The 24,044-nt window shown below is 36.6% G+C and carries 21 protein-coding genes; 19 read left to right on the top strand and 2 right to left on the bottom strand.

Annotated features, from left to right (window positions below; translation table 11 throughout):
* The first annotated feature begins 25 nt into the window (after nt 1–25).
* From NK356_RS05060 to NK356_RS05005, 12 genes are all read left to right on the top strand, one after another.
* Nucleotides 26–2,173: a T9SS type B sorting domain-containing protein gene (locus tag NK356_RS05060; protein ID WP_253316368.1), complete on the top strand. Its 2,148-nt coding sequence runs from the start codon at nt 26–28 to the stop codon at nt 2,171–2,173.
* A 154-nt stretch (nt 2,174–2,327) separates the two neighbouring features.
* Complete coding sequence (gene dnaB, locus NK356_RS05055; protein WP_079240125.1) at nt 2,328–3,917, top strand: replicative DNA helicase; 1,590 nt, start codon at nt 2,328–2,330, stop codon at nt 3,915–3,917.
* A gap of 60 nt (nt 3,918–3,977) precedes the next feature.
* Nucleotides 3,978–4,454 (top strand): ribonuclease HI, encoded by a 477-nt coding sequence (rnhA, locus tag NK356_RS05050; RefSeq protein ID WP_034691523.1) that lies wholly within the window; start codon nt 3,978–3,980, stop codon nt 4,452–4,454.
* 165 nt (nt 4,455–4,619) lie between these two features.
* On the top strand, nt 4,620–6,878 hold the full coding sequence (locus tag NK356_RS05045) for a T9SS type B sorting domain-containing protein (protein WP_051934161.1): 2,259 nt from the start codon (nt 4,620–4,622) through the stop codon (nt 6,876–6,878).
* A 160-nt stretch (nt 6,879–7,038) separates the two neighbouring features.
* Nucleotides 7,039–9,297: a T9SS type B sorting domain-containing protein gene (locus NK356_RS05040; protein WP_253316367.1), complete on the top strand. Its 2,259-nt coding sequence runs from the start codon at nt 7,039–7,041 to the stop codon at nt 9,295–9,297.
* A gap of 122 nt (nt 9,298–9,419) precedes the next feature.
* A complete protein-coding gene (locus tag NK356_RS05035) occupies nt 9,420–10,046 on the top strand; it encodes an NAD(P)H-dependent oxidoreductase (RefSeq protein ID WP_034691525.1) in 627 nt (208 codons plus the stop codon).
* 29 nt (nt 10,047–10,075) lie between these two features.
* A complete protein-coding gene (gene nadB / locus NK356_RS05030) occupies nt 10,076–11,647 on the top strand; it encodes an L-aspartate oxidase (RefSeq protein ID WP_034691526.1) in 1,572 nt (523 codons plus the stop codon).
* A 12-nt stretch (nt 11,648–11,659) separates the two neighbouring features.
* Complete coding sequence (gene nadC, locus NK356_RS05025; RefSeq protein WP_034691528.1) at nt 11,660–12,520, top strand: carboxylating nicotinate-nucleotide diphosphorylase; 861 nt, start codon at nt 11,660–11,662, stop codon at nt 12,518–12,520.
* Nucleotides 12,521–12,728: 208 nt separating this feature from the next.
* On the top strand, nt 12,729–15,314 hold the full coding sequence (locus NK356_RS05020) for a TonB-dependent receptor (RefSeq protein WP_034691530.1): 2,586 nt from the start codon (nt 12,729–12,731) through the stop codon (nt 15,312–15,314).
* A gap of 86 nt (nt 15,315–15,400) precedes the next feature.
* Nucleotides 15,401–15,832, top strand: coding sequence for a hypothetical protein (locus tag NK356_RS05015; RefSeq protein WP_034691532.1), 432 nt, complete (start codon nt 15,401–15,403; stop codon nt 15,830–15,832).
* Nucleotides 15,833–15,899: 67 nt separating this feature from the next.
* Nucleotides 15,900–16,892, top strand: coding sequence for an aspartate-semialdehyde dehydrogenase (locus NK356_RS05010; RefSeq protein ID WP_034691533.1), 993 nt, complete (start codon nt 15,900–15,902; stop codon nt 16,890–16,892).
* Nucleotides 16,893–16,949: 57 nt separating this feature from the next.
* Nucleotides 16,950–17,957: a cation diffusion facilitator family transporter gene (locus NK356_RS05005; RefSeq protein ID WP_034691536.1), complete on the top strand. Its 1,008-nt coding sequence runs from the start codon at nt 16,950–16,952 to the stop codon at nt 17,955–17,957.
* Nucleotides 17,958–17,978: 21 nt separating this feature from the next.
* Here NK356_RS05005 and NK356_RS05000 read toward each other — a convergent pair whose 3' ends face one another.
* Nucleotides 17,979–18,416 carry an exosortase F system-associated protein gene (locus tag NK356_RS05000; RefSeq protein ID WP_034691537.1) on the bottom strand — a complete coding sequence of 146 codons (438 nt, stop codon included), beginning with the start codon at nt 18,414–18,416 and terminating at the stop codon, nt 17,979–17,981.
* Complete coding sequence (gene xrtF, locus NK356_RS04995) at nt 18,403–18,933, bottom strand: exosortase family protein XrtF (protein ID WP_034691538.1); 531 nt, start codon at nt 18,931–18,933, stop codon at nt 18,403–18,405. Before xrtF ends, NK356_RS05000 begins: the two co-directional genes overlap by 14 nt.
* 229 nt (nt 18,934–19,162) lie before the next feature.
* On the opposite strand from xrtF, the gene NK356_RS04990 reads away from it, so the two are divergent.
* The 7 genes from NK356_RS04990 to NK356_RS04960 all read left to right on the top strand — a co-directional run bounded on the left by NK356_RS04990 (nt 19,163) and on the right by NK356_RS04960 (nt 24,021).
* Complete coding sequence (locus NK356_RS04990; RefSeq protein ID WP_253316366.1) at nt 19,163–20,188, top strand: aminoglycoside phosphotransferase family protein; 1,026 nt, start codon at nt 19,163–19,165, stop codon at nt 20,186–20,188.
* A gap of 32 nt (nt 20,189–20,220) precedes the next feature.
* Nucleotides 20,221–20,625 carry a GxxExxY protein gene (locus NK356_RS04985; protein WP_034691541.1) on the top strand — a complete coding sequence of 135 codons (405 nt, stop codon included), beginning with the start codon at nt 20,221–20,223 and terminating at the stop codon, nt 20,623–20,625.
* 77 nt (nt 20,626–20,702) lie between these two features.
* The gene (locus tag NK356_RS04980) at nt 20,703–21,119 is read left to right on the top strand and encodes an RNase adapter RapZ (protein ID WP_081906357.1); all 417 of its coding nucleotides are present in this window, start codon (nt 20,703–20,705) and stop codon (nt 21,117–21,119) included.
* Between the two features lie 70 nt (nt 21,120–21,189).
* Nucleotides 21,190–21,903: a nucleotidyltransferase family protein gene (locus tag NK356_RS04975; protein WP_034691545.1), complete on the top strand. Its 714-nt coding sequence runs from the start codon at nt 21,190–21,192 to the stop codon at nt 21,901–21,903.
* 9 nt (nt 21,904–21,912) lie between these two features.
* On the top strand, nt 21,913–22,665 hold the full coding sequence (locus NK356_RS04970) for a TIGR00730 family Rossman fold protein (protein WP_051934163.1): 753 nt from the start codon (nt 21,913–21,915) through the stop codon (nt 22,663–22,665).
* Between the two features lie 58 nt (nt 22,666–22,723).
* Complete coding sequence (locus tag NK356_RS04965; protein ID WP_226798727.1) at nt 22,724–23,194, top strand: DUF6702 family protein; 471 nt, start codon at nt 22,724–22,726, stop codon at nt 23,192–23,194.
* Nucleotides 23,195–23,469: 275 nt separating this feature from the next.
* Entirely contained in the window at nt 23,470–24,021 is a 552-nt protein-coding gene (locus NK356_RS04960; protein ID WP_034691547.1) for an inclusion body family protein, read from the top strand.
* Nucleotides 24,022–24,044 lie beyond the last annotated feature (23 nt).

The raw sequence follows: 24,044 nt of genomic DNA, 5'->3' as shown, positions 1-24,044 counted from the left end.
TTGTTTAACAAAAAAAGTTTTAACAATGAAAAAAATATTACTTCTTTTTATTTTATTGATAGCGCAAATGGCCTATTCACAGTCAGACTGTGTCACAGCAATTCCCATCTGTGGTAATTCTGACATCTCATACACCCCTTCAGGCCCGGGGAATATTATAGAAATTCTTAACCAAAACGGAGGATGCCTCAGCACCAATGAAAGATATACAGTTTGGTACACTTTCACAGTATCCACACCAGGAACGCTGGCATTTAAAATAAAACCTAACGATCAGGATGATGATTATGATTTTGCAGTTTACGGACCAACAGCAAACGGTTGTGCTTCATTACAAAATGCAGATCACGTCTTCATACAGCCCATAAGATGTAACTATAGTGGTACTTCAGGAGATACAGGTCTTGATCTGACTCTCGCTCCACCTGCAGTATTCCCTACCAATCCTCCGGGTGTAACATCCAGTATGAACAATGGAAAATGGAGCCCTTATATGGATGTATTGGTAGGCCAAACCTATTATTTGGTGATTGACAACTTCAGTAGATCCGTTAATGGTTTCTCTTTAGAATGGTCAGGAACGGCAAGTTTAAGTTCTGCATTTAATGATCCTATTCTTTCTCCTAATCCATTTATTGCACCAGGTATTCCGGGAGCTACTCCTACTGATCCTAATCAGGTGATGGTTTGTGCGTTGCCTACCCAGTTTGATTTTACAACGCTATCTGCGGCTATTATTAATGGTAACAGCCCGAATTTCAAAGTTACTTATCATAAAACAACCAACGATGCCCTTACAGGACAGAATCCACTTACGGTAGCCACTGTAGACGGAACAACAACATATTATTACAGAGTTGTATACCAAGACCCAAGCAATCCGGACAACCCTATCAACGGATGTTTCATAACAGGGAAGTTCAAGTTTGTGAATGTAGGAATCTCAGCCAATACAGCCACATTATACTCTTGTAATAATAATGGAGCTGGTACTGCAAAATATAATTTAACAACAGCCAATGTATTTGGAGGCACCGGAGCAACCATTAAATATTATGCTACGGTCGCAGATATGAATGCTGAAATTAATGAAATTACAGATCCTACCAACTACGTTTCTGCTGAATCAACTGTATATGTAAAAGTAGTTTCTAATTTTGGTTGTATTGCAACCACGACGATCAGACTATTATTCTATCCAACGGTGGTACTGAAAGATGCTGTACTTCAAAACTGTTATATTGATAATGATGTTACCCGCTCTACATTTGATCTTTCTAAAGCAGATATCGGAGTAGCTGTTCCAACACCTACCGGAACGATTATTAAATATTACACAACTATAGCTGATGCTAAAGCACAGACAAACCCTATTATAGCAGCATTAAACTATCTTTCAGAAAGCAAAACAGTATATGCAAGAGTAGATAATGACAAACAGTGTTATTCAATTGCTAAAATAGAACTGATTGTATTACCTCCGGTAAAATCAGCAGTATTAAAAGATAAAACAATTTGTGCTGAAGCCAAAACCTCTTTGGATGCAGGACCTGGATTTGTAAGCTACGAATGGAGCACGGGTGAAACTACACAATCTATCAACAACGTAGGAGTTGGGGTTTATTGGGTAAAACTTCAGACCGGAAAATGTTTCACACTTCAGGAAGTACGCGTACACCCAAGCCTTCAACCAGTGGTTTCAGGAATCGAAATTACCAACAACAACATCACAGTAACTGCTTCAGGAGGAGTTCCTCCTTACAAATATTCTATTGACGGTGTTAACTGGCAGGATTCTAACGTATTCACAGGACTTCCTAGAGGAGAGAATACGATATATGTAAAAGATACTTACAACTGTACTCCTATTCAGGTAACCGTTACTGTTCCTAACCTTATCAACGCGATTACTCCGAATGGAGATAACGTAAATGATGTTATTGATTACTCAGCATTAGCTTACAAGAAAAACCTTATCTTCATTGTATATGACAGATATGGAAACAAGCTTCATGAAGCTAACAAAATGAATAACTTCACTTGGGACGGAACAGCCTTTGGTAAGAAAATCCTAACCGGAACTTACTGGTACACGATCTCATGGAACGAAAACAATAAAGACAATACCGAAACCAAATATTCAGGATGGGTATTGGTAAAAAATAAAGAATAAGTTTTTACTTCATCTTTTTGAAAATCACCTCAGACTGAGGTGATTTTTTTTATCAACAAGTCCAACCTCCTGTTTACAGCATTTTACGAATGACTGCTAATAATTTGTTGAATACTATTTTTTTATTATTTTTTAAATAAACTATCTTTGCACCATGGCGCAGAAAGAAACATTATCATCCCTGACACACGGAAACTTTGCAAAAGAATTGTCTATTGCGGATGGAAAAATGCCTCCCAATGCAGTGGATTTTGAAAGATTGGTTATCGGAACTTTTTTGATTGACAAAAAAGGTCTTGACCATTCCATTGACCTTCTTACCCCAGAAGTGTTTTATGATCCCAGACATCAGGTCATCTTTTCTACTATCCTAAAATTGTATGAAGGCAACCACCCGGTAGACTTAATGACGATTATTCAGAATTTAAAAAAAGAAGACAAACTGAGTCAGGCTGGTGGTGATCATTACATCATTGATCTTACAATGGGAGTAAGCTCATCTGCCCATATTGAATATCACGTACGTGTTATTCTTGAAAAGTATATTTTAAGAAGCCTTATTAATGTTTCTGCTAATGTTATTGATTCTTCCTACAAGGAATCAACAGATGTTTTTGAACTTCTGGATAAAGCAGAACAATCTTTCTTTGAGATCACCAACGGAACGATTAAGAAAGGATTCGATACTGCCAACTCATTGGTAAAGCAGGCTATTGATACCATTAAATCTTTAAAAGATAAAGAGGGACTTTCCGGAGTTCCTTCAGGATTCAGAGATGTGGATAAGGAAACCGGTGGATGGCAGAATTCTGACCTTATTATTATTGCAGCCCGTCCCGCGATGGGAAAAACGGCATTCCTTCTTTCCATGGCAAGAAATATTGCAGTGGGACATAAAGTTCCTATGGCATTATTCTCTCTCGAGATGGCCTCGGTACAGCTGATCACCAGAATGATTGCTTCCGAAACAAGAATCTCATCAGAAAAATTAAGAAAAGGAACCCTGGATGATGAAGAATGGCAAAGACTATTCTCCAATGTATCCGAATTGGAAAACGCTCCTTTATATATTGACGAAACCCCTTCCCTTTCCATATTCGATTTCCGTGCAAAATGCCGAAGACTGGTAATGCAGCATGGGGTAAGAATTATCATGGTTGACTACCTTCAGCTGATGACCGCAGGAAGCAGTGGTGGAAAAGGAGTCGGAAACCGTGAACAGGAGATTTCCATGATTTCACGTTCATTAAAAGCCATTGCAAAAGAACTTAACGTACCGGTAATTGCCCTGTCACAGCTTTCAAGAAGTGTGGAAGCCCGACCTGGAAAAAGACCTCAGCTTTCAGATCTGAGGGAATCCGGAGCAATTGAGCAGGATGCGGATATCGTATCTTTCATCTTCAGACCAGAGTATTATAAAATTACGGTTTGGGATAATGATGAGGAAGGACAGGAAACTTCTACAGAAAACCAGGCCGAACTGATTATTGCAAAACACAGAAATGGTGCTACGGCAGATGTAAGATTATCATTCCTGAAACATTTTGCAAAATTCGGTGATATTGAAGCTGCACTTGACGGTGGTGCCGGAGGAGGATATCCTTCCAACTTCGGAGAGCCGAGCGGATTTGACAAGATCAAAACAACAATTCAGCCAGGAGCAGCATTTGATCTTCCGGACAGTTCAAAACTTTCAGGGTCTTCAATGAATGACTTTGATGATGATGATGACTTCCCTTTTTAAGCAAAAACTAAAATTCAGTTCAATTTTTACAGTCAATACATCAATTATTAAAAAGCAGATTTGAGAATCGAAATTTATACGGACGGAGCTTGCAGTGGAAACCCGGGAAAAGGCGGATATGGAATTCTTATGCGCGTTCCTGAAAAAAATTACCAGAAAACATTTTCAAAAGGATTTCGAAAAACCACCAATAACAGAATGGAACTTCTGGCGGTCATCACTGCATTGGAAAAACTGAAATCTACAGAAAATGACATCCATGTGTACACCGACAGCAAGTACGTATCTGATGCCATCAACCAAAACTGGATTGCAGGATGGATCAAGAGAGGTTGGAAAAATGTAAAAAACCCTGATCTCTGGAAAAAATTCATTGAACTCTACAACAAACACAACCCGAAAATGCATTGGGTAAAAGGTCATGCCGGACATTTTGAAAACGAACTTTGCGACAAATTAGCCGTAGCAGCAGCCAGTTCTCCAGATCTTGAAATTGATACTTATTTTGAGGGTTTGGATAACAATTCCTTATTTTAATTTAATTAATGTAAATACGTAATTGCTACTACACCATTCACCATTATATCATAATAAGCAGTATTTTTTTAAAATATTATTAAAATTTAAGCAATATTAACATTAAATACATATTATTTAATTGGGATTTAATATCTTTACATATTAATCTAAGTCCCATTATAAATGAATAAAAATCTATTATTGTATTTATCTGTTTTTTTACTCTGTATAGCTGGGAAGTCCTTTGCTCAGACTTATCAGCTTATCGGAAACCCAGTGAACACTACCGGATGGACCATGGTTTCTCCTACTCAGGTAAACACAGATTTTATTCAGCTGACCCCGGATACCAATAACCAATCCGGTTCCATCAGGCTGAATGATCCTATTAATTTAAAATATTGTGATAAATGGAGAGTGGAATTTGATTTCAGAATGGATTCCAACCAAACCTCCAATGGAGATGGAATTGCCTTCTGGTATCTTGCCAATCCTCCGGTAGCCAGCGTATTAGGCTCAGGACTTGGAGTATCTCAAAATGCTGTAGGACTTGTTGTAGGACTTGACACATACAACAACACCACAACTGCTACCATGAGTAAGGTGCATGTTGGTTATGGACTGGTTCAAAACACCACTGACAGCAATAATGTCGAATTTTTTAATGTTCCCGGAAGTTCTTTCCACTCCCCGGATCTGAATACTACACAGCCTTTTCAGGGAACAACTTTTAAACACGTAGAAGTAACGGCGCAGGTAGATCCTGCAGCTCCTACCAGCTGGATTATAAAAATAACAATAGACGGTAATGTAATTTGCAATCAGTCTTTTGCACCTTCAGGTGCTGCTGCTTCAATGACTGTAGGATATTTTGGTTTTTCAGCTTCTACAGGAGGTGCAAGATCAAGACATTCCATTAAAAATGTAAAAATTTATACGGACAAAGTTCCTATTTTACAGAATTCAGCCACACAGTCATTCTGTCCTAATCCTACAACCGGATACGGATCTGTAAACCTGACTACTTTCAATTCACAATTTGTAAGCAACCCTTCCAATTATACATTTACCTATTATCCATTTGGAAGCTCTACACCTATTGCGAATCCTACCAATTATCAGTTCAATGCTAACTCAACAGTAACAGTTGTTATTAAAGATAATGCAGGATTACTGTGTGATAACCCGGATGGTAAAATTTTATTGGTTCTTGCTCCTTTCAAAGCGGAAGACAAAACCATTACGGTATGTAATAATAACAAAGCAGGAACAGCAGCTTTCAATCTGAATACAGCAGCGGTGACCAATGTTCCTGGAGTTATAAAAAAATATTATAAAACGCTGACAGATCTCAACGCCGATACGAATGAGATTCAAAATCCTGACAATTACCTATCTGCTCCCGGAGTTGTTTATGTAAAAGTAACAACCCCTCAGGGATGTACAGGTTCAGCAAAAATTACCCTTGCATTCTATCCGGACACTCCTGTGAAAGAAGCTACTCTAAGATCATGTTTCATTGAAAATAATATTACGAGCGCCATCTTTAATTTGACAACCGCAGATGTTACTACTTTAGGAGCAGGCGCTGCCAAAAAATACTACACATCCATCGCTAATGCTTTAGACGGAATCAACGAAATCATGAATCCACTTCAGTATTTATCTACAAGTACTGCGGTATATGCAAAAGTAACGGATGCCAACGGATGCTTTAATATTGCTAAAATCAATCTTATTGTATTACCGCCAGTAACCTCTTCTGTTCTGAAAGACAAAATCATTTGTATTGGTGAAAAAACAGATCTGGATGCAGGACCAGGATTTGACGGATATGAATGGAGCACCGGAGCAACTACCTCATCTATTAAAGATGTAGGCGTAGGTCCTTATTGGGTAAAATTGAAAACCGGTAACTGTATCACTACACAGACTGTCAATGTAAAAGCATCTGCAAATCCAGTGATTTCCAGCATTGATATTGACAACAACACCATCACAGTAAATGTAGCAGGGGGAACTCCTCCGTATCAGTTTTCTCTGGATGGAATGAACTGGCAGCCTAGTAATATATTCACAGGTTTAGCAAGAGGCGAAGTAAGAGTGTATGTAAAAGATTTTTACAATTGTACACCTGTTGAAGTTCAGATTACCGTTCCTAACCTGATTAATGCTATCACTCCAAACGGCGACAACGTAAATGATTTCATTGATTATTCAGCACTTGCTTACAAGAAAAACCTGATATTCATCGTCTACGACAGATATGGTAACAAACTGTACGAAGCCGGAAAAATGAGAAACTTCACATGGGACGGAACAGCTTCCGGTAAAAAAGTTCTTACAGGAACTTACTGGTACACCATTTCATGGAACGAAAACAACAAAGACAATACTGAAACCAAATACTCAGGCTGGGTATTGGTTAAAAACAGAGAATAAATTTTACTATCAGAAACTACCTCATTTGGGGTAGTTTCGGTATTAAAAGCAGAATCTGCTCCATCAGAGATTGGAACCAGGTATTGCTTTTTATCACCAATTTAAACATAAAAAACAATTTTATTTCTAAGATTAAGTATAACATCACAATCCATCCACTATGAAAAAAGATATACTCATTTTTTTACTGACTATCTTATTATGCTTGCCGGGAAGATTATTTTCACAAACGTATCAACTTACCGGAAACCCTGTTAATACAACGGGCTGGGATCTTGTCTCTGATGCTATAGTAAGCGGAGACTTTGTAAGGCTTACCACAGACCAGACCAGCAGATACGGGGCTGTAAAATTATCAACACCTATTACTTTGAGCTACTGTGATAAATGGAAAGTGGAATTCGATTTCAGAATTGACGGAAACGGAACCACACAATTTGGAAAGGGAGACGGCTTTACCTTCTGGTATCTTGCCAATCCGCCAACAGGATTTGTATCAGGAGGAGGTTTAGGTATTCCAGCTAATGCTTCGGGGCTAATGGTTGGTTTTGATATTTTCAACAATACCACTGAAGGCCAGATGAGTAAAGTACATATTCTTTATGGTACCAATAATACAGCAGGTAATAATATCGAATTCAACACCACTCCGGGAAGTACATTTCACTCTCCGGACCTTATTGCTACCCAACCGTTTGTAGGAGATACCTACAGACATGTTGAAGTAAACGGAGAAACAGACCTTACCAACCCTACAAACTGGATTATCAAAGTAAGAATAAATGGTGTTCTTATCGTAGATCAGCCTTTTGCTCCTTCCGGAGGTGCAGTAGGAATGTCACAGGGATATTTTGGCTTCTCTGCAGCAACCGGAGGTGCCAGTGCAAGACATTCTATTAAAGACGTTAAAGTATATGTAGATAAAGTTCCTATTTTAAGTAATACCATAACTCCATTTGTTTGTACAAATCCAGCTACCGGAAATGGTACAGTAGATCTTACTTCTTATAATTCTCAATTCGTAAATAATCCTGGAAATTATATTTTCACTTATTATGTATTGGGAAGTTCTACTCCTATCGCCAATCCTACAAGTTTCCAGTATTCCGGAAATACAACTATTAAGGTGGTGGTAAAAGATCCTACTTCTACTCTTTGTGATAATGGTGATGGTGTTATTCAGCTTAATCCTACTCCATTTGCAGCAACAGATGCTACTCTTAGCGGATGTAATAACAACAATGCCGGAACAGCAACCTTTGATCTCAATACTGCTGCTGTAACAACTGTTGCCGGAGTTACCAAAGAATTCTATCCTACTTTATATGATCTGAATAACGGTACGAATCAGATCACAAATCCTTCCGCATATGCCTCTGCAGCAGCAACAATATATGTAAAAGTAACCACACCTCAGGGATGTGTAAGTACTTCTAAAATCACACTGAATATTTACCCTGTGGTAGTTGTTAATGATGTGGAACTCAAATCATGTTTCATTGAAACCAATCCATCTATGGCTTCTTTTAACCTTACAGGAGCTGTTGTTTCCCAGGGTGGACTTACAAAAGAATATTACCCTTCATTGACAGATGCAATCAGTGGAACTAATGCCATCTCAACTCCGGCAGCATACATTGCTCCTAATGGAGTTGTTTATATTAAAGTTTTTAATGGAAATGGATGCTACTCTATTGCAAAAGTTACATTAACTGTAATACCTGCTGTTTACTCAAGGACTTTACTTGACAAGACAATTTGTATTGAAAACACCACAACATTAGATGCGGGAGCCGGATTCAAAAGCTATGAATGGAGCACAGGAGCAACCACACAATCCATCAAGAATGTAGGAGTAGGTACTTACTGGGTAAAACTGAAAACCGGAGATTGTATTGCAACACAAAAAGTAACAGTATATCCTTCTGACAATCCTGTTATTACCACGGTTGACATTTCAGGAAGCACAGTAACAGTATATGCTAACGGTGGAACTCCTCCTTATCAATACTCTATGGATAATATCAACTGGCAGGACTCCAATGTGTTCACCAATATTACAAGAGGAGAAGCTAAAGTATATGTAAGAGATGGTTATAATTGCGTTCCTGTTGAAGTCAATATTACAGTACCTAACCTGATTAATATAATCACTCCTAATGATGATGGTATTAATGATTTCGTTGATTACTCTGCATTAGCCAATAAACAAAATCTGGAAATTGCCATCTTCGACAGATATGGTTATAAAATGTTCCAGGCTGATAAGACCAATGGTTACAAATGGGCAGGAACTACCAATGGACATAAAAAAGTCCCTACAGGAAACTATTGGTATTCTGTTTCATGGAATGAAAATAATAAAAACAGTACTCCGATAAAATTCTCAGGCTGGATTGTTGTAAAAAACAGAGAATAATTACACTTTCCACCACATCAAAAGAATCACCCCGCCGGTCGGGGTGATTTTTTTGTATTAACAGGCAGGAGATATTTCATTTTAAAGACTCTTTATTCATATTCAATTCTTAAATTTGTCGTATGAATTATTTGGAAGCTTTAAGCAGAAGATATTCTGTAAAAAAATTCAATCATCAGATTATTCCTCAGGAAACTCTTCACAACATTCTTGAGTCAGGAAAGCTGTCTGCCAGTTCGCTGGGGCTTCAGCCTTATAAAATTGTGGTTGTTGAAAGTGAGGAGATGAAGCAGAAATTAATTCCTGCTTTTTATAATCCATCTCAGATTTCCACCTGTTCTCATCTTATTGTTATTATTTCAAAAAAAGTGATAGAAGAGAACTATATCCGAGGGTATTTTAATCATATTTCTGAAGTAAGAAATACTCCTATGGAAACACTGGATCCTTTCAGAAACAGTATTAATCAGCATATCAACCAGAAAACACATGATGAAATTTTCAACTGGGCAGAAAAACAGTCTTATATAGTATTGGCCAATCTTATGTATGCCGCCGCTATTGAAAATATAGATTCCTGCCCGATGGAAGGCTTCCGTCAGGATCTTATAGAAGAAATTCTGAATACCGATCCTGAAACAGAAAAAGTAACTGTTACCCTCGCTTTAGGTTACCGTTCTGAAGAAGATCACTTCCAGCACATGAAAAAAGTAAGAAAACCAAACGAAAAATTGTTTAAATTTATTTAATCTTAAACGATTGTACCTAAAGCCAGCATATGATAAAAGCGGATGTATTAGTAATTGGTTCCGGCATTTCCGGACTTTCCTATGCCATTAAAGTTTCTGAACAGCACCCTGATGCCAAAATCATTATTGTAACCAAGTCTGATGAAGACGAAAGCAATACCAAATATGCACAAGGCGGTCTCGCTGTCGTTACAGATTTTCAGAATGACAATTTTCAAAAACATATTGACGACACGATGCGTGCCGGTGACGGAGAAAATAAACGTGATGTCGTAGAGATGGTGGTAAGAGAAGCTCCTGCAAGATTCAATGAAATTGTAGAATGGGGAGCACAGTTCGATATGAAAAACGGCAAATTCGCTTTAGGAAGAGAAGGCGGTCACACTGAAAACAGAATCGTCCATCATAAAGATATCACAGGTTTTGAAATCGAAAGAGCTTTACTGGAAACAGCCAATAACAGCCCGAATATTGAAATTCTTGATCATCATTACGTCATTGATATCATCACACAGCACCACGTTCCGGGAAAAGAACTTAATGAAGGAGACATCCACTGCTACGGGGCTTATATTCTGGATGAGAAATCCAAAACCATCAAAAAAATTACTTCTAAAATAACATTGGTTGCCACAGGAGGCGCCGGACATGTTTATAAAAACACCACCAATCCTACAATTGCCACAGGAGACGGAATTGCTTTCGTTGCCCGTGCCAAAGGAAATGTTTCCAATATGCAATATTATCAGTTCCACCCTACAGCTTTGTACAGCAAAATGGATGGAATGTTGTTTTTAATTTCAGAAGCAGTTCGTGGAGATGGAGCAAAATTAAGAACCAAAAGAGGTGAAAAATTCATGCATAAATATGATGAACGTGAAGAATTAGCCTCAAGAGATATTGTTGCAAGAGCCATCGATGCCGAAATGAAAATTACCGGAGACGAATTTGTTGGCTTGGATTGCAAGGAAATGAATCATGAAAAATTCTTAGAACATTTCCCGAATATTTATAAAAAATGCAAAGACGAAGGAATTGATCCTTTCACTCAACTGATTCCTGTTGTACCTGCCTGCCACTATCTCATGGGTGGAATCGAAGTAGACAGAGACGGACAGTCTTCCATCAGAAATCTTTTTGCAGTAGGAGAATGTACCAACTCAGGACTTCACGGTGCCAACAGACTTGCTTCAAACTCACTTCTTGAAGGCTTGGTTTTCGGGCACAATGCAGCCATGAAAACGGTAAACCTTCTCAATGAAAACAATTTCAACTTTGATGATCTGAAAGCCGTTCCGGAATGGAATGAAGAGGGAATGAAAATCATGGACGAAATGGTTATCGTCAGTTATCTGAGAAAACAACTTCAGGAAATGATGAGCGATCTTGTAGGTATTGTAAGAAGCAACAGACGTCTGAATATGGCACTGCAAAAACATCAGGAAATTGCTGCCGCTGTTGATGAAATCTACCACTACTCCATTCTTTCACCACAACTTTCAGAATTAAGAAACTTAACAACCGTTGCACACCTCATCATTACCCAATCTATGGAAATGACAGAGAATAAGGGAGCGTTTTATAATAAAGATTTAGCTTAAAAGCATACTATAATGAAAAGACCAGCATACGTTACAGATAAAGCATTAAAAGCATTCATAAAAAGTGCGCTTGAAGAAGATATTCAGGATGGTGATCATTCTACTCTTTCTACTATTCCACAGGATCTTGTGCAAAGTGCCAGGCTTTTGGTAAAACAGGATTGTATTCTTGCAGGTGTGGAGCTGGCTGAAATCATTTTTAAAACATTTGACAAGAATTTAAAAGTAGAGGTTTTCATTAAAGATGGAACTCCATGTAAATTCGGAGATGTAGCTCTTATGGTTACAGGAAGTGCAAGATCTATCCTTTCCACAGAGAGATTTGTTCTTAACTGTATGCAGAGAATGAGCGGCATTGCAACCCTTACTCATGAGTGGGACTCAAGATTAGTAGGAACAAAAACTAAACTTTTAGATACGAGAAAAACGACTCCCAATTTCAGAATGTGTGAAAAATGGGCGGTAGCTATTGGCGGTGGAACCAATCACAGATATGGTCTTTATGACATGATCATGCTGAAGGATAATCATATTGATTACAACGGAAGCATTACCAATGCAGTAGCAATGGCAAAGGATTACGTTAAAAAGAATAAGAAAAAGTTGAAAATAGAGGTTGAAACCAGAAACCTTGAAGAAGTTCAGGAAGCCATCAATGCAAAAGTTGACAGGATCATGCTTGATAATATGGATGTAAAAACGATGAAGCAAGCTGTAAAAATGATTAATGGTTCTTGTGAATCTGAAGCTTCAGGTGGAATTACCCGCGATATGCTGAAAGAAATTGCCTCCACAGGCGTTACCTATATCTCTGCAGGAGCCCTTACACACTCTGCTGAGAATATAGATTTGAGTCTCAAAGCAGTGAAATAGCGTTGAATTTTTAACAAAAACACCACCACTTTGTTAAAAATTCAATAACATGACTTTTTTCATACTAAAATTCGATTTTTAGCCATAATATTGATTTTTAACACTTTAACATTATTAAGACTGATTAAAAATTAACATTGAGTTAATAATAGTTAAATTTTATTTTGCGAATTTTGCAGAAAATTAAATCTAATTATTACTAACGATTATGAAATTAATCAACAAATCGATACTAACTGCGGTTATTACATTATCTACAGCTAGTGTTTATTACGCTCAAGAAGTTCAGGATTCTACGAAAACTAAATCTAAGGACATTGAGGAGGTAATCTTAAGAGGTGTTACGGATATCGCTAAAGATAGAAAAACGCCTGTTGCAGTATCTACAATCAAAGCTGCTCAAATCCTTGAGAGACAAGGAAACCAGGAGTTGGTAGAATTGCTAAACACAACACCATCAGTATATGCTACAAAAGGTGGTGGTGGATTTGGAGATTCTCAGATCACTATGCGTGGTTTCGAATCAAGAAACATCGCTGTAATGGTAAACGGTATGCCTGTAAACGATATGGAAGGTGGTACTGTTTATTTCTCAAACTGGACTGGACTATCTGACGTAACAAGTACTATGCAGGTACAAAGAGGGCTTGGATCTTCTAAATTAGCAATTGCTTCTGTAGGAGGTACTATGAACTTCTTAACAAAGTCTGCAGACATGAAAAGAGGTGGAATTCTAAGATTCGGAGTTGGTAACAACGACTACCTTAAAACCTCTTTTGCATACAATACAGGTAAATCTGAAAATGGATGGTCTTCTTCTATCTTGATGAGCAGACAGGCTGGTAGCACTTATATTGAAAACACACAATATGAATCTTATGCTTATTATTTTGCATTAGGATGGGAGCCAAATAAAAAACATAACTTCCAATTTACACTAACTTCTGCACCTCAATGGCATAATCAGAGAACATTCTCTCCAACAATCCAAAATTATATAAAATACAATCCGGATCATGATGGAACACCATACAGACAATATAACTCTGATTATGGTTATTACACTGATGCAAATGGAAATAAAGTATCATTAGCTAACAGAGCAAATTATTACTCTAAGCCTGTTATGATGCTAAACTGGGACTGGACTATGAGTGAGAAATCTAAGTTAAGTACAGTTTTATATATGTCTAACGGTAGAGGTGGTGGAACCGGTGAAATTGGTAGAGTTGGTGGAAAAGGAATTACAGATGCCTCTTTCGTTGATGCAGAAGGTCACTTCAACTACGATGCTATTTTTGCTGCAAACAAAGCTGTTAACGTAAATACTGCAGGTGCTGGTAGTACTTTGATCCGTAGATCAAGTATCAACTCTCACAACTGGTATGGTATCTTGGCTAACTTCCAGCATAAAATCAACGACAACTGGAATTTCTCAGTAGGTACAGATGATAGATATTATTATGGATACCATTATCAAGTAGCTTCTGACTTGTATGGAGCATCAGGATATAAGGATAGTAATAACAAAAATATTGCACCTAATATTGTCAACAAAACTTATAATTATCAACAATTAGCTTGGAATCCTTTTGGAGGAAAAACAGCTCCTATCCAAGATCAAATTGGTTATAGTAATGATGGAGAGGTTATCTGGTACAGTGGTTTTGGTCAAGTTGAATTCACTAAAAATGATTTCTCTGCATTCCTACAAGGATCAGTTTCTAACCAAGGATACCAAAGAATTGATAACTTCATTCAAGATGGTGTAACTAAACAACAAGGACAAGTTGTCAATACAAAAACAGGATTCAAAAACCTTTTTGGATATAACATTAAAGGGGGAGCTAACTATAACATCAATGCAAATCACAATGTTTTCGCAAATGTTGGATACTATAGCAAGCAACCATTCTTTAACTCTGTATACCCAAGTAACTTCCAGGTAGTTAACCCAACTTTAACTAACGAAAAAATCTTCTCAGCAGAAGTTGGATATGGTTTCAGATCTCCAAAACTTAGTGCAAATGTAAATGTTTACAGAACACAGTGGGGAGACAGATGGTTAAGAAGAACTAACCAGACATTTACACTACCTGACAATACTACAACTACAGGATATGCAGAAATTAGTGGTATTACTGAAGTTCACCAGGGAGTAGAATTTGACGCTGTTTACAGACCAACTAATTATCTTGAATTCCAAGGTATGTTCTCTTGGGGTGATTATTATTATAAAGGAAATGCTACAGGTGCTGCTTTTGATGATAACAACAACCCACTTACCTTAGCTGGATCTTCTACATCAACAACTCTTTACTTAGATAAAGTAAAAGTAGGAGGAACAAGTAATAACAGTATTCCTCAGATGACTGCTTCATTAGGAGCGACTGTAAAACCAGTAAAAGATCTTAGTATCTTTGGAACTTGGAGATACGTAGGTAAACTTTACTCATCAATTGATATTGCAACATTCTCTAACCAAGCAGCTCAAGATAAAGGAGTAATGAAATTACCAGATTTCAACCTATTTGATGTAGGATTCTCTTACAAAATCAGACTAAGAGACAGTTCTCAGTATTTCACTATTGGTGCAAATGTTTATAACTTGTTTGATACTACTTATATTTCTGATGCATCAACAAATGTCTTCACAAAAACTAGTGATCAGTTTGCTACAGCAGCACAGTATGAGGCTTATCAATCTACTCTATACAAAGGAATTGACCCAACTAACCGTGTACTTTTCGGATTCGGAAGAACATGGGCAGCTAACTTATCATTCAACTTCTAATAATATCACAATATTAGATTTTATAAATATCAATCCCGGCTTTGAGCCGGGATTTTTGTTATCTTTGTGTACAAAAAAATAGGATTATGGATTTTTACAACATTTTACTTAATGCCCATAAAGGTTTCGGGTATCTTGAAATTCTTTTGGTAACATTATTTGTCATTGCACTTTTAGCTACCATGTTCGGTTTCAGTGGAAAAGTGAACAAATTTTTGAAGAAAACAACTCTTTTCACAATGATTTTCTTCCACGTTCAGTTTTTATTAGGGATCATTATGCTGATCACCACTTTCAGCAAAGGTTTAAACATGGGAGAAGTAATGAAAAATGCAGCATTAAGATTCCAATATGTTGAACATCCATTCTCTATGCTTATTGCAGCAGTTTTGATGACAATCGTCAACAAAAAAGTAAAATCAAATGATACTATTTCTTTAGGAGTAGTAATTATGGGATTAATTGCAGTAGGTTTATTTGCATTTGCATTCCCTTGGACAAGAGTCTTCGGGGCTTAAAACAGACAAAGAAATTATATGCGTTATAATTTATAAATAGTTTAATCTTAAATTTTTAATTAAATCAATGAAAGTAGCTGTAGTAGGTTCAACAGGAATGGTTGGACAAGTTATGCTTAAAGTTTTGGAGGAGAGAAACTTCCCTGTAACAGAATTAATCCCGGTAGCATCCGAAAGATCTGTAGGCAAGAAGGTGAAGTATAAACAGAAGGAATTTACCATCGTAAGCATGAAGAACGCTATAGCTGCCAAACCGGATATTGCAATCTTCTCTGCGGGTGGTTCTACTTCTCTTGAATTTGCTCCTTTATTTGCAGAGGCAGGAACAACAGTCATTGACAATTCTTCTGCATGGAGAATGGATCCTGACAAAAAATTAGTCGTTCCTGAGATCAATGCTGATGTTTTAACAAAAGAAGATAAAATCATCGCAAATCCGAATTGTTCTACCATTCAGTTGGTCATGGTTCTTGGACCTTTGAACAAAAAATATGATTTAAAAAGAGTAATTGTTTCTACCTATCAGTCTGTAACAGGAACAGGTAAAGCTGCTGTAGACCAGTTAAACGGTGAAATCAGCGGAGATGATTCTACTGAAAAAGTGTATCCTTATCAAATCTTCAAAAATGCATTGCCACACTGTGATGTATTTGCTGATGATGACTATACAAAAGAAGAAATCAAACTGATGAAGGAGCCTAAGAAAATCTTAGGAGATGATACCTTTAACTTAACAGCAACCGCTGTAAGAGTTCCGGTTCAGGGAGGACATTCTGAAAGTGTAAACATCGAATTCGAAAATGAATTTGAACTGGACGAAGTAAGAAAAATTTTATCTGAAACTCCTGGAGTAATCGTAATGGATGATGTAAAAAACAACCACTACCCGATGCCTCTTTATTCAGAAGGAAAAGACGAAGTTTTCGTTGGAAGGATCAGAAGGGATCTGTCACAGCCTAAAACGCTCAACCTCTGGATCGTTGCAGACAATCTGAGGAAAGGAGCAGCAACAAACGCTGTACAAATTGCAGAATACCTTGTAGCAAACAACTTAGTATAAACTAACAAAATAAAAAGAGTCTCAGAATTGAGATTCTTTTTTTTATCAAACACAATTATGAACACCCAGAAAAATGCCCATAAAGAGAAAATAGGATTTCAGAAGCTTATTGCAACGTTCGGAATCATCCTTTTTGTCGGAAAAATTATTGCATGGAAGCTTACCAATTCTGATGCAGTATTTTCTGATGCTATGGAAAGTATCGTCAATGTCATCAGTGCATTCATGGGACTCTATTCTCTCCATCTTGCAGCCAAACCTAAAGATGATGATCACCCGTATGGCCATGGGAAAGTAGAATTCGTGACTTCCGGAATTGAAGGAGCCTTAATTGCCATAGCCGGTGTTATGATCATCTACGAAGGAATTCACAGTCTTATTGTAGGAAAAACACTGAGTAAAATTGATCTTGGGATATGGATTATTGCTGCCACTGCAGTTATTAATTATCTGCTGGGATATATTTCTATTAAAAAAGGAGAAAGAGAAAACTCTCTTGTTCTTATTTCATCCGGTAAACATCTACAGTCGGATACCATTACAACCCTTGGTGTGGTTGCCAGTTTAATTATTGTTTACTTCACCAAAATCTATTGGCTGGATTCAGTAGTAGCATTAAGCTTTGGACTTTACATCATATTTGTAGGCTATAAAATCGTTCGAAAATCTCTGAGCGGTATTATGGACGAGCAGGATCCTGAAATACTAAATCAGGTGATTAAAATCCTTGAAGAAAACAGACAAATAGAATGGATTGATGTCCACAACATGAAAATCCAGCAATTTGGTTCGTCCTTACATATTGATGCCCACATTACCCTTCCCTGGTATTATGACCTTCGTGATGCCCATGGAGAAATGGAAAAGGTAATCATCCTTCTTGCTAAAAATATTAAACGTACTATTGAGTTCAATTTTCATATGGACGATTGTAAACCGATTTCATGCTCAATCTGTCAGATCAAAGAATGTCCTGTCCGTGAAAAAGACTTTGTAAAGCGTGTAGAATGGACCCCGGAAAATGTCACAAGTGTAGATAAACATACCATCTCTGAAGAGGAGTAAGGAAATTCAGTTTGGGCTTTATCAATTTGATTTAAGAGCCACCTGTTTTCGATAATAGAACATCGGAACAATCAAAAGGATTATCAACGGCTGAATTACGAATCTTCTCATATAAAAAGAAAAAAGATATCCTATCTCAAATTTGCTGTGAATACAGTACAGGTAAATCGGAAATGTAATGGAAAAAACTACAATCATCATTACAGCTCCCTGTAAAGTCCATTCTTTATTTTTAAATAAACCATAAATAATCAGGCAGGAAAAAAGAAGGTTTAAAATAAACCTGAACACATGTCCTGCAATCAGTTTTCCCCATTCAAAGACAGGGAACTCAATATGTTTATTGGCTTCGTGAAAGTAGTCTAAAAAAGGGTCATAAAAAAGACTTCCTTCCAAAGCTCTTATCCCAATCAATCCGCAGACACCTGCGATAACCATAAACCAGCTAAGAATTTTCATGTTTTAAAGCAAAAAATTTAATCCAGATCAGCCAAAGGACAACCACACTTCCATAAATAATGGCAGGAAAAATAAAATCGTGAAACATCTTTCCATATTCTTTATGATCTGACATGACAATATTCAATCCTACAATTCTTAAAAGATTGATAACGTACAATAATACTAACCCCGCTCCCACAAAAACAAAAGTTTTCGTTCCTTTATAAAAAGCAAAAACAAAAGACACAAATAAAATGATAACAGAAATCGCATTACAGCCCTCTACCATTCTCGTCACATAATTCTGCTTAACATAAAACCAAACCTGTTCATTCTTTACATCATCATAAAGTTCTGTAGGGTAACCTATCGCATTCTGAAGAGCTGTTACCTGATTGGCAATCATTCTTGAAAAAGAATCCAATCCGGAGTCTTTCCCACTATTCAGATAGAACTGATAGGCAAAAAGCAGCACCAGATAAATAATAATAAAACGCAATAAAATACCCAAAACAGGTTTAAAGTCTTTCAGCATAATACAAAGATAAAAATTAGCGTGTAATATCCTGAATTTGAATGAAGAAAGTTAAAAACAAGAGTTCAAACGGTATAATTGCTAGGCTTACACTGAAAATTTTTCACAAAAACATTCAATAAAATCAAAATTCTACAGCTCCATGATAATAACTCTTTGACCTTCATCCATCACTTCTTAAATCTATCATTTCCAACTCATGTTAATTTAGTATATTTGTTTCCATATTATGACTTCTGATAACGCAAAACGATTTTTTGAAAACCATATAGGTAAAAAATCTTCTGAATTCGTCACATTAGCTCAAAGCGGCTCTGCGAGGGTCAATTTTCTGGCCACTACAGGCACTGAAAAATACATCATCACGTACAATGAAAATCTTCCGGAAAATGAAAGTTTTCTTTACTATTCCGAAGTATTCTCTGACCTGAGTCTTAATACCCCTTCCATCTTTGCTGTTTCTGATGACAGGAAGATGTACATTCAGGAATTTTTAGGACAACAAACACTTTCCGAGGTGATTACAAAAGAACAATTATCTCCTACGGTGAAATCTTTGGTTAAGCAGACCTTAGAAAAGCTTTTCCAGATGCAGGTACAAACTCAGGGGAAAATTGATTTTTCAAAAACCTTTGAATATGAAAGTTATGATGAGCTTCCCGTGATTCATGATCTTTATTACTTCAAAAATTTTGCCGCTGATTTTCTGGAACTTGAATACAACAAGTCTACTCTTCTGAAAGAGTTTAAAAAAATTGCTGTACTTATTGAAAATCTTGAACCTAAAGGAATTATGATCCGAGATTTTCAGGCAAGAAATATTATGGTGAATGAAAAGAATGAAGTTTCTTTCATCGATTATCAATCGGCAATGAAAGGTCCGTTAATGTATGATGTCATCTCTTTTCTTTTTCAGGCTAAAGCTAATTTCCCGGAAGATTTCAAACAGGAAATGCTGGAATATTATATTCAACAGTTTGAAAATCCTGAAACTAGAATGCAGTTGAAAAATGCAGTAATGCCTATTCAGATGATGAGATTTTTACAGGTTTTGGGAGCATACGGATTCCGAGGATTGATTCAGAGGAAGCAACATTTCATGGCCAGCCTTGAAAAAGGGATACAGAATATTACCCAGTTTGCAGACTCATGGGAACAGATGAATAATTATCCGGAATTGCAGAAAGTAATTCAGCAACTGACATCAGAGAAGGCAAAGCAAAAAATTGAAGAAATAATAAATTTAAACCATTAAGAATGCTTTAAGCTATTAAGAACATTAAGGTTATGACCAAAAAAGAAATTACTCAATTGTCATATGAAATTACTGGCTTTGCTATCAAAGTCCATAAGACTCTGGGTCCTGGTCTACTTGAAAGTGTTTATGAAGAGTGCTTAAAAATTGAGCTTGTTAAAAATGGTTACGATGTTAAACAACAATTATATTTTCCCATCAATTATGACGGGGTAGAAATTGAGACAAAACTTGTTGTAGATCTCCTAGTAAATGATGCAATTATTATAGAGCTAAAAGCTGTGGAAGATGTATTACCAATCCATGAAGCACAATTACTCACTTACATGAAAGTTCTTAAAAAGCCACAAGGTCTTCTTATTAATTTTTTCACTAACAATATTACAAAGTCAATGAAACCCTTTATTAATGAATTTTTCAAAGAGCTTCCTGACTAAATTTTGATTTATCAAAATCTTAACTTACCTTAAAAACTAAATAAACCTTAATGGTTTAAAAAAAGATAAAAAAGAATATGCTAAACATCGAGATACACAGTTTTTCTTACAAGAAAGGAGGAATTCCTAAAGACAATTCAGGAAATGGCGGAGGTTTCGCTTTTGACTGCCGTGGAATCTTAAATCCAGGAAGAATTGAAGAATATAAAATCCAGACCGGAAATGACATCGGAGTTCAGGAATATCTGGAAACAAAAACAGAAATGCCAAAGTTTTTAGAACTTATAAAATCTCTGGTTTCTATCAATATCGACGATTACCTTGCAAGAGGCTTCGAACATCTTCAAATCAACTTCGGATGTACAGGCGGACAGCACAGATCAGTATATTCCGCTATAAAAATTGCAGAATTTATCAGAGAAAAATATCCTGAAGGAACTCAGGTAACCCTTCATCATGATGAACAACCGCAACTGAATATTAGTAATCAGTAATGAGCAATAAGTAATTTTCTAATTACACTTATATATTACTCATTACCAATCACTCATTACTTATAAAATTATGAAAGCTTTAATTTTCGCAGCAGGAAAAGGTACCAGGCTTAAGCCATTTACAGATCATCACCCAAAAGCACTCGCCAAGGTAAATGAAATTCCGCTTCTGGAAAGAAATATTAATTACCTGAAAAGTTTCGGAATAAAGGATTTTGTTATCAACATTCATCATTTTGGAGAACAGATTGTTGATTTTCTGAATAAAAACAATAATTTCGGTTGCAAGATTGAAATCTCTGATGAAACCAATGAGCTTCTGGAAACTGGTGGCGGCTTGATATTTGCAAGAAAATTCCTGGATCACGGAGAAGATTTTTTAATCATGAACGCTGATATTCTAACCGATCTGAACATCAATGCATTGGTAGAATACCACAAAAAGATAAAAGATTTTGCTACTTTAGCGGTTTCGGACAGAGAAAGTTCGAGAAAACTCCTTTTCAATGATGATATGGTTTTGAGAGGATGGCTGAATGTACAGACTGGTGAACAAAGGTTGGCAGAATTCAATAAAGGCTTTAGACCCCTTGCATTCAGCGGAATTCATTGTATCAATCCTGTCATCTTCGAAAAAATAAAAAGAACAGGCAAATTCTCTGTTATGGAAGAATATCTGGATCTGATGCAGACCGAGCATATACATGGTTTTGTACACGACAGTATTCTTATTGATGTCGGAAGACCATCATCCGTAATAGAAGCCGAAAAACATTTTAAATAAATTTTTGCAATGGAAATTGATGGAACCAGGGATGAAAGTTTAGTAAATCCAGAACTTGACATTAACGAAACAAAACTGCATAACAGTTTCAGACAGAAAACCTGGGACGAAACAATCACCAAAGACAGCTGGATGGTCTTCAAGGTCATGGCTGAATTTGTAGACGGCTATGAAAAACTGGCTAAAATTGGCCCATGCGTTTCTATATTTGGCTCTGCCCGACTGAAGCCGGAGAACAAATATTATGAAATGGCAGTAGATATCGCTGAAAAGATCACCAAACTAGGTTTCGGAATTATTACCGGAGGCGGTCCGGGGATTATGGAAGCAGGAAATAAAGGTGCTTTTAATGCCAAAGGGAAATCTATAGGACTTAATATTGATCTTCCTTTTGAACAGCATTTCAATCCATACATCAACAAATCCTATTCGATGAACTTTGATTACTTTTTCGTGAGAAAAGTAATGTTTGTAAAATACTCTCAAGGTTTCGTAGTAATGCCTGGAGGATTCGGAACACTGGATGAGCTGACTGAAGCGATGACCTTGATTCAGACCAACAAAATTGGAAAATTCCCAATTGTTTTGGTAGGAAGTGAATTCTGGGGTGGATTACTGGATTGGTTTAAAGCAACTCTGTTAAAAGAAGGAATGATTGCGGAAGATGATCTTGATCTTTATCGTGTGGTAGATACGGCTGATGAGGCTGTAGCGCATATTAAAGCCTTTTATGATAAATATTCTGTAAATGTAAATTTCTAATTGGCATATTATTTGTGACTTATAACTAGCAAGTATGATTGTAAATCTATTAATTAAGATGAAAAAACTTTTATATATATCAGGAATTTTAACATTTTTTGTGTTAATGAGTTTTATGTATGTAGACTTTTTCTCTTCAATGACCAAAGTTGACTATATTGATGGAAGCAAGACATTGAAGTTTACCACAAAAATGAATACAAGCCATATCTCTGATGCTATTAAAATCAACCCTAACACGGCAGGATTTGAAGCAGAGGTAAAAAAATATGTGAACAATAATTTTGATGTATTTGTCAATGGGTCTCCTAAAACGATTACCTTCACAGGAAGTCAGGTCAGTGGAGAAACTGTATGGGTGTATTTTGAGACCGGAGGCGTTTCAGACATCAACACCTTAAAGATTAAAAATACGATCCTTTTAAGCGCTTTTCCTAAGCAGATCAATCTGGTAAATATAGCATACAAAGGCAGCCAGAAAACAATGAACTTCCAAAGAGGAAAAGAAGTGAACGAGGTTTCTTTTTAAACGAAAATTAGATTTAACCATTATAAAATGGGTACCCTGGAAAGTTGAACTTTTCAGGGTATTTTTTTGGAACTTCAAAAAATCACTAAAAAGAGATTAATTAAGTACAAATACCTAATCCAAAATTTCCGCATTTTTACTCTAATATTTTCATTTTCAGCAATGTACATTTGTATTGTAATTACAACCCAATCAGTGAAGCCGTATCACTTTAATAACGGGGCGGAATCTGAAAAGCCCAATGAGTAAGAAAACACCAAGTAAAACTAAATATCATGGAAGATATAGAACTAAAATCATCCAGTCAGGAAATTGATGTCCTGATCGTTATTGACACGGATTATGTAAGAGGTACTTATAAAAACCCAAGTACAGACCCTAATAATCCTACCGGGATTGATCATAACAGCCAACATATGATCGTTTCCAATGCCAACGCTATTTCCGGGCAAGGTACAGCTGATTTGAATTTCAGTGCAAGAGCCGGAGATACTGTTTCTTTCAGAGGAACATCAATATACCAAAACTCCGATGATGCAGTAATCATCTATAATATTAAGTACTGGTCAGGCGATCAGGTTTTTAACAGCTTTATATACAATTCTGTGGAAAGAAAAAAGGCTGCTGTACCTAATTTGAATTCTCAAAATGGTCTTCCTGCTGCCAGCGCAGATATCACATTTGCGAGTATTGACTCTAAAGTAAAAGCTACGGGAACAGAGAATTTCTATGTACAGTTTGGACTTTATATTTTAGATCCGAATGACAGTAACAAACAGATTCTGTACGGTTACTTTTACTGGGATCCAACGATTACAGTTAAATAAAAGAAAATAAAAAACCACTGCTT

Origin of the sequence: Chryseobacterium sp. S0630, assembly GCF_024158915.1 — a bacterium.
Taxonomy (GTDB): domain Bacteria; phylum Bacteroidota; class Bacteroidia; order Flavobacteriales; family Weeksellaceae; genus Chryseobacterium.
The sequence above is the reverse complement of the archived record's forward strand: the minus strand, read 5'-3'. Positions and strand labels throughout refer to the sequence as shown.

Excerpts from the sequence above, each read along its gene's own strand:
- NK356_RS05010 (WP_034691533.1), top strand. The coding sequence starts at position 15,900 with ATGAAAGTAGCTGTAGTAGGTTCAACAGGAATGGTTGGACAAGTTATG.
- NK356_RS05005 (WP_034691536.1), top strand. The coding sequence starts at position 16,950 with ATGAACACCCAGAAAAATGCCCATAAAGAGAAAATAGGATTTCAGAAG.
- NK356_RS05035 (WP_034691525.1), top strand. The coding sequence starts at position 9,420 with ATGAATTATTTGGAAGCTTTAAGCAGAAGATATTCTGTAAAAAAATTC.
- NK356_RS04985 (WP_034691541.1), top strand. The coding sequence starts at position 20,221 with ATGACCAAAAAAGAAATTACTCAATTGTCATATGAAATTACTGGCTTT.
- NK356_RS05000 (WP_034691537.1), bottom strand. The coding sequence starts at position 18,416 with ATGAAAATTCTTAGCTGGTTTATGGTTATCGCAGGTGTCTGCGGATTG.
- NK356_RS04975 (WP_034691545.1), top strand. The coding sequence starts at position 21,190 with ATGAAAGCTTTAATTTTCGCAGCAGGAAAAGGTACCAGGCTTAAGCCA.
- NK356_RS04980 (WP_081906357.1), top strand. The coding sequence starts at position 20,703 with ATGCTAAACATCGAGATACACAGTTTTTCTTACAAGAAAGGAGGAATT.
- nadC (WP_034691528.1), top strand. The coding sequence starts at position 11,660 with ATGAAAAGACCAGCATACGTTACAGATAAAGCATTAAAAGCATTCATA.
- NK356_RS04960 (WP_034691547.1), top strand. The coding sequence starts at position 23,470 with ATGGAAGATATAGAACTAAAATCATCCAGTCAGGAAATTGATGTCCTG.
- NK356_RS05045 (WP_051934161.1), top strand. The coding sequence starts at position 4,620 with ATGAATAAAAATCTATTATTGTATTTATCTGTTTTTTTACTCTGTATA.
- NK356_RS05020 (WP_034691530.1), top strand. The coding sequence starts at position 12,729 with ATGAAATTAATCAACAAATCGATACTAACTGCGGTTATTACATTATCT.
- dnaB (WP_079240125.1), top strand. The coding sequence starts at position 2,328 with ATGGCGCAGAAAGAAACATTATCATCCCTGACACACGGAAACTTTGCA.
- NK356_RS04965 (WP_226798727.1), top strand. The coding sequence starts at position 22,724 with ATGAAAAAACTTTTATATATATCAGGAATTTTAACATTTTTTGTGTTA.
- NK356_RS05060 (WP_253316368.1), top strand. The coding sequence starts at position 26 with ATGAAAAAAATATTACTTCTTTTTATTTTATTGATAGCGCAAATGGCC.
- xrtF (WP_034691538.1), bottom strand. The coding sequence starts at position 18,933 with ATGCTGAAAGACTTTAAACCTGTTTTGGGTATTTTATTGCGTTTTATT.
- nadB (WP_034691526.1), top strand. The coding sequence starts at position 10,076 with ATGATAAAAGCGGATGTATTAGTAATTGGTTCCGGCATTTCCGGACTT.
- NK356_RS04990 (WP_253316366.1), top strand. The coding sequence starts at position 19,163 with ATGACTTCTGATAACGCAAAACGATTTTTTGAAAACCATATAGGTAAA.
- NK356_RS04970 (WP_051934163.1), top strand. The coding sequence starts at position 21,913 with ATGGAAATTGATGGAACCAGGGATGAAAGTTTAGTAAATCCAGAACTT.
- NK356_RS05015 (WP_034691532.1), top strand. The coding sequence starts at position 15,401 with ATGGATTTTTACAACATTTTACTTAATGCCCATAAAGGTTTCGGGTAT.
- NK356_RS05040 (WP_253316367.1), top strand. The coding sequence starts at position 7,039 with ATGAAAAAAGATATACTCATTTTTTTACTGACTATCTTATTATGCTTG.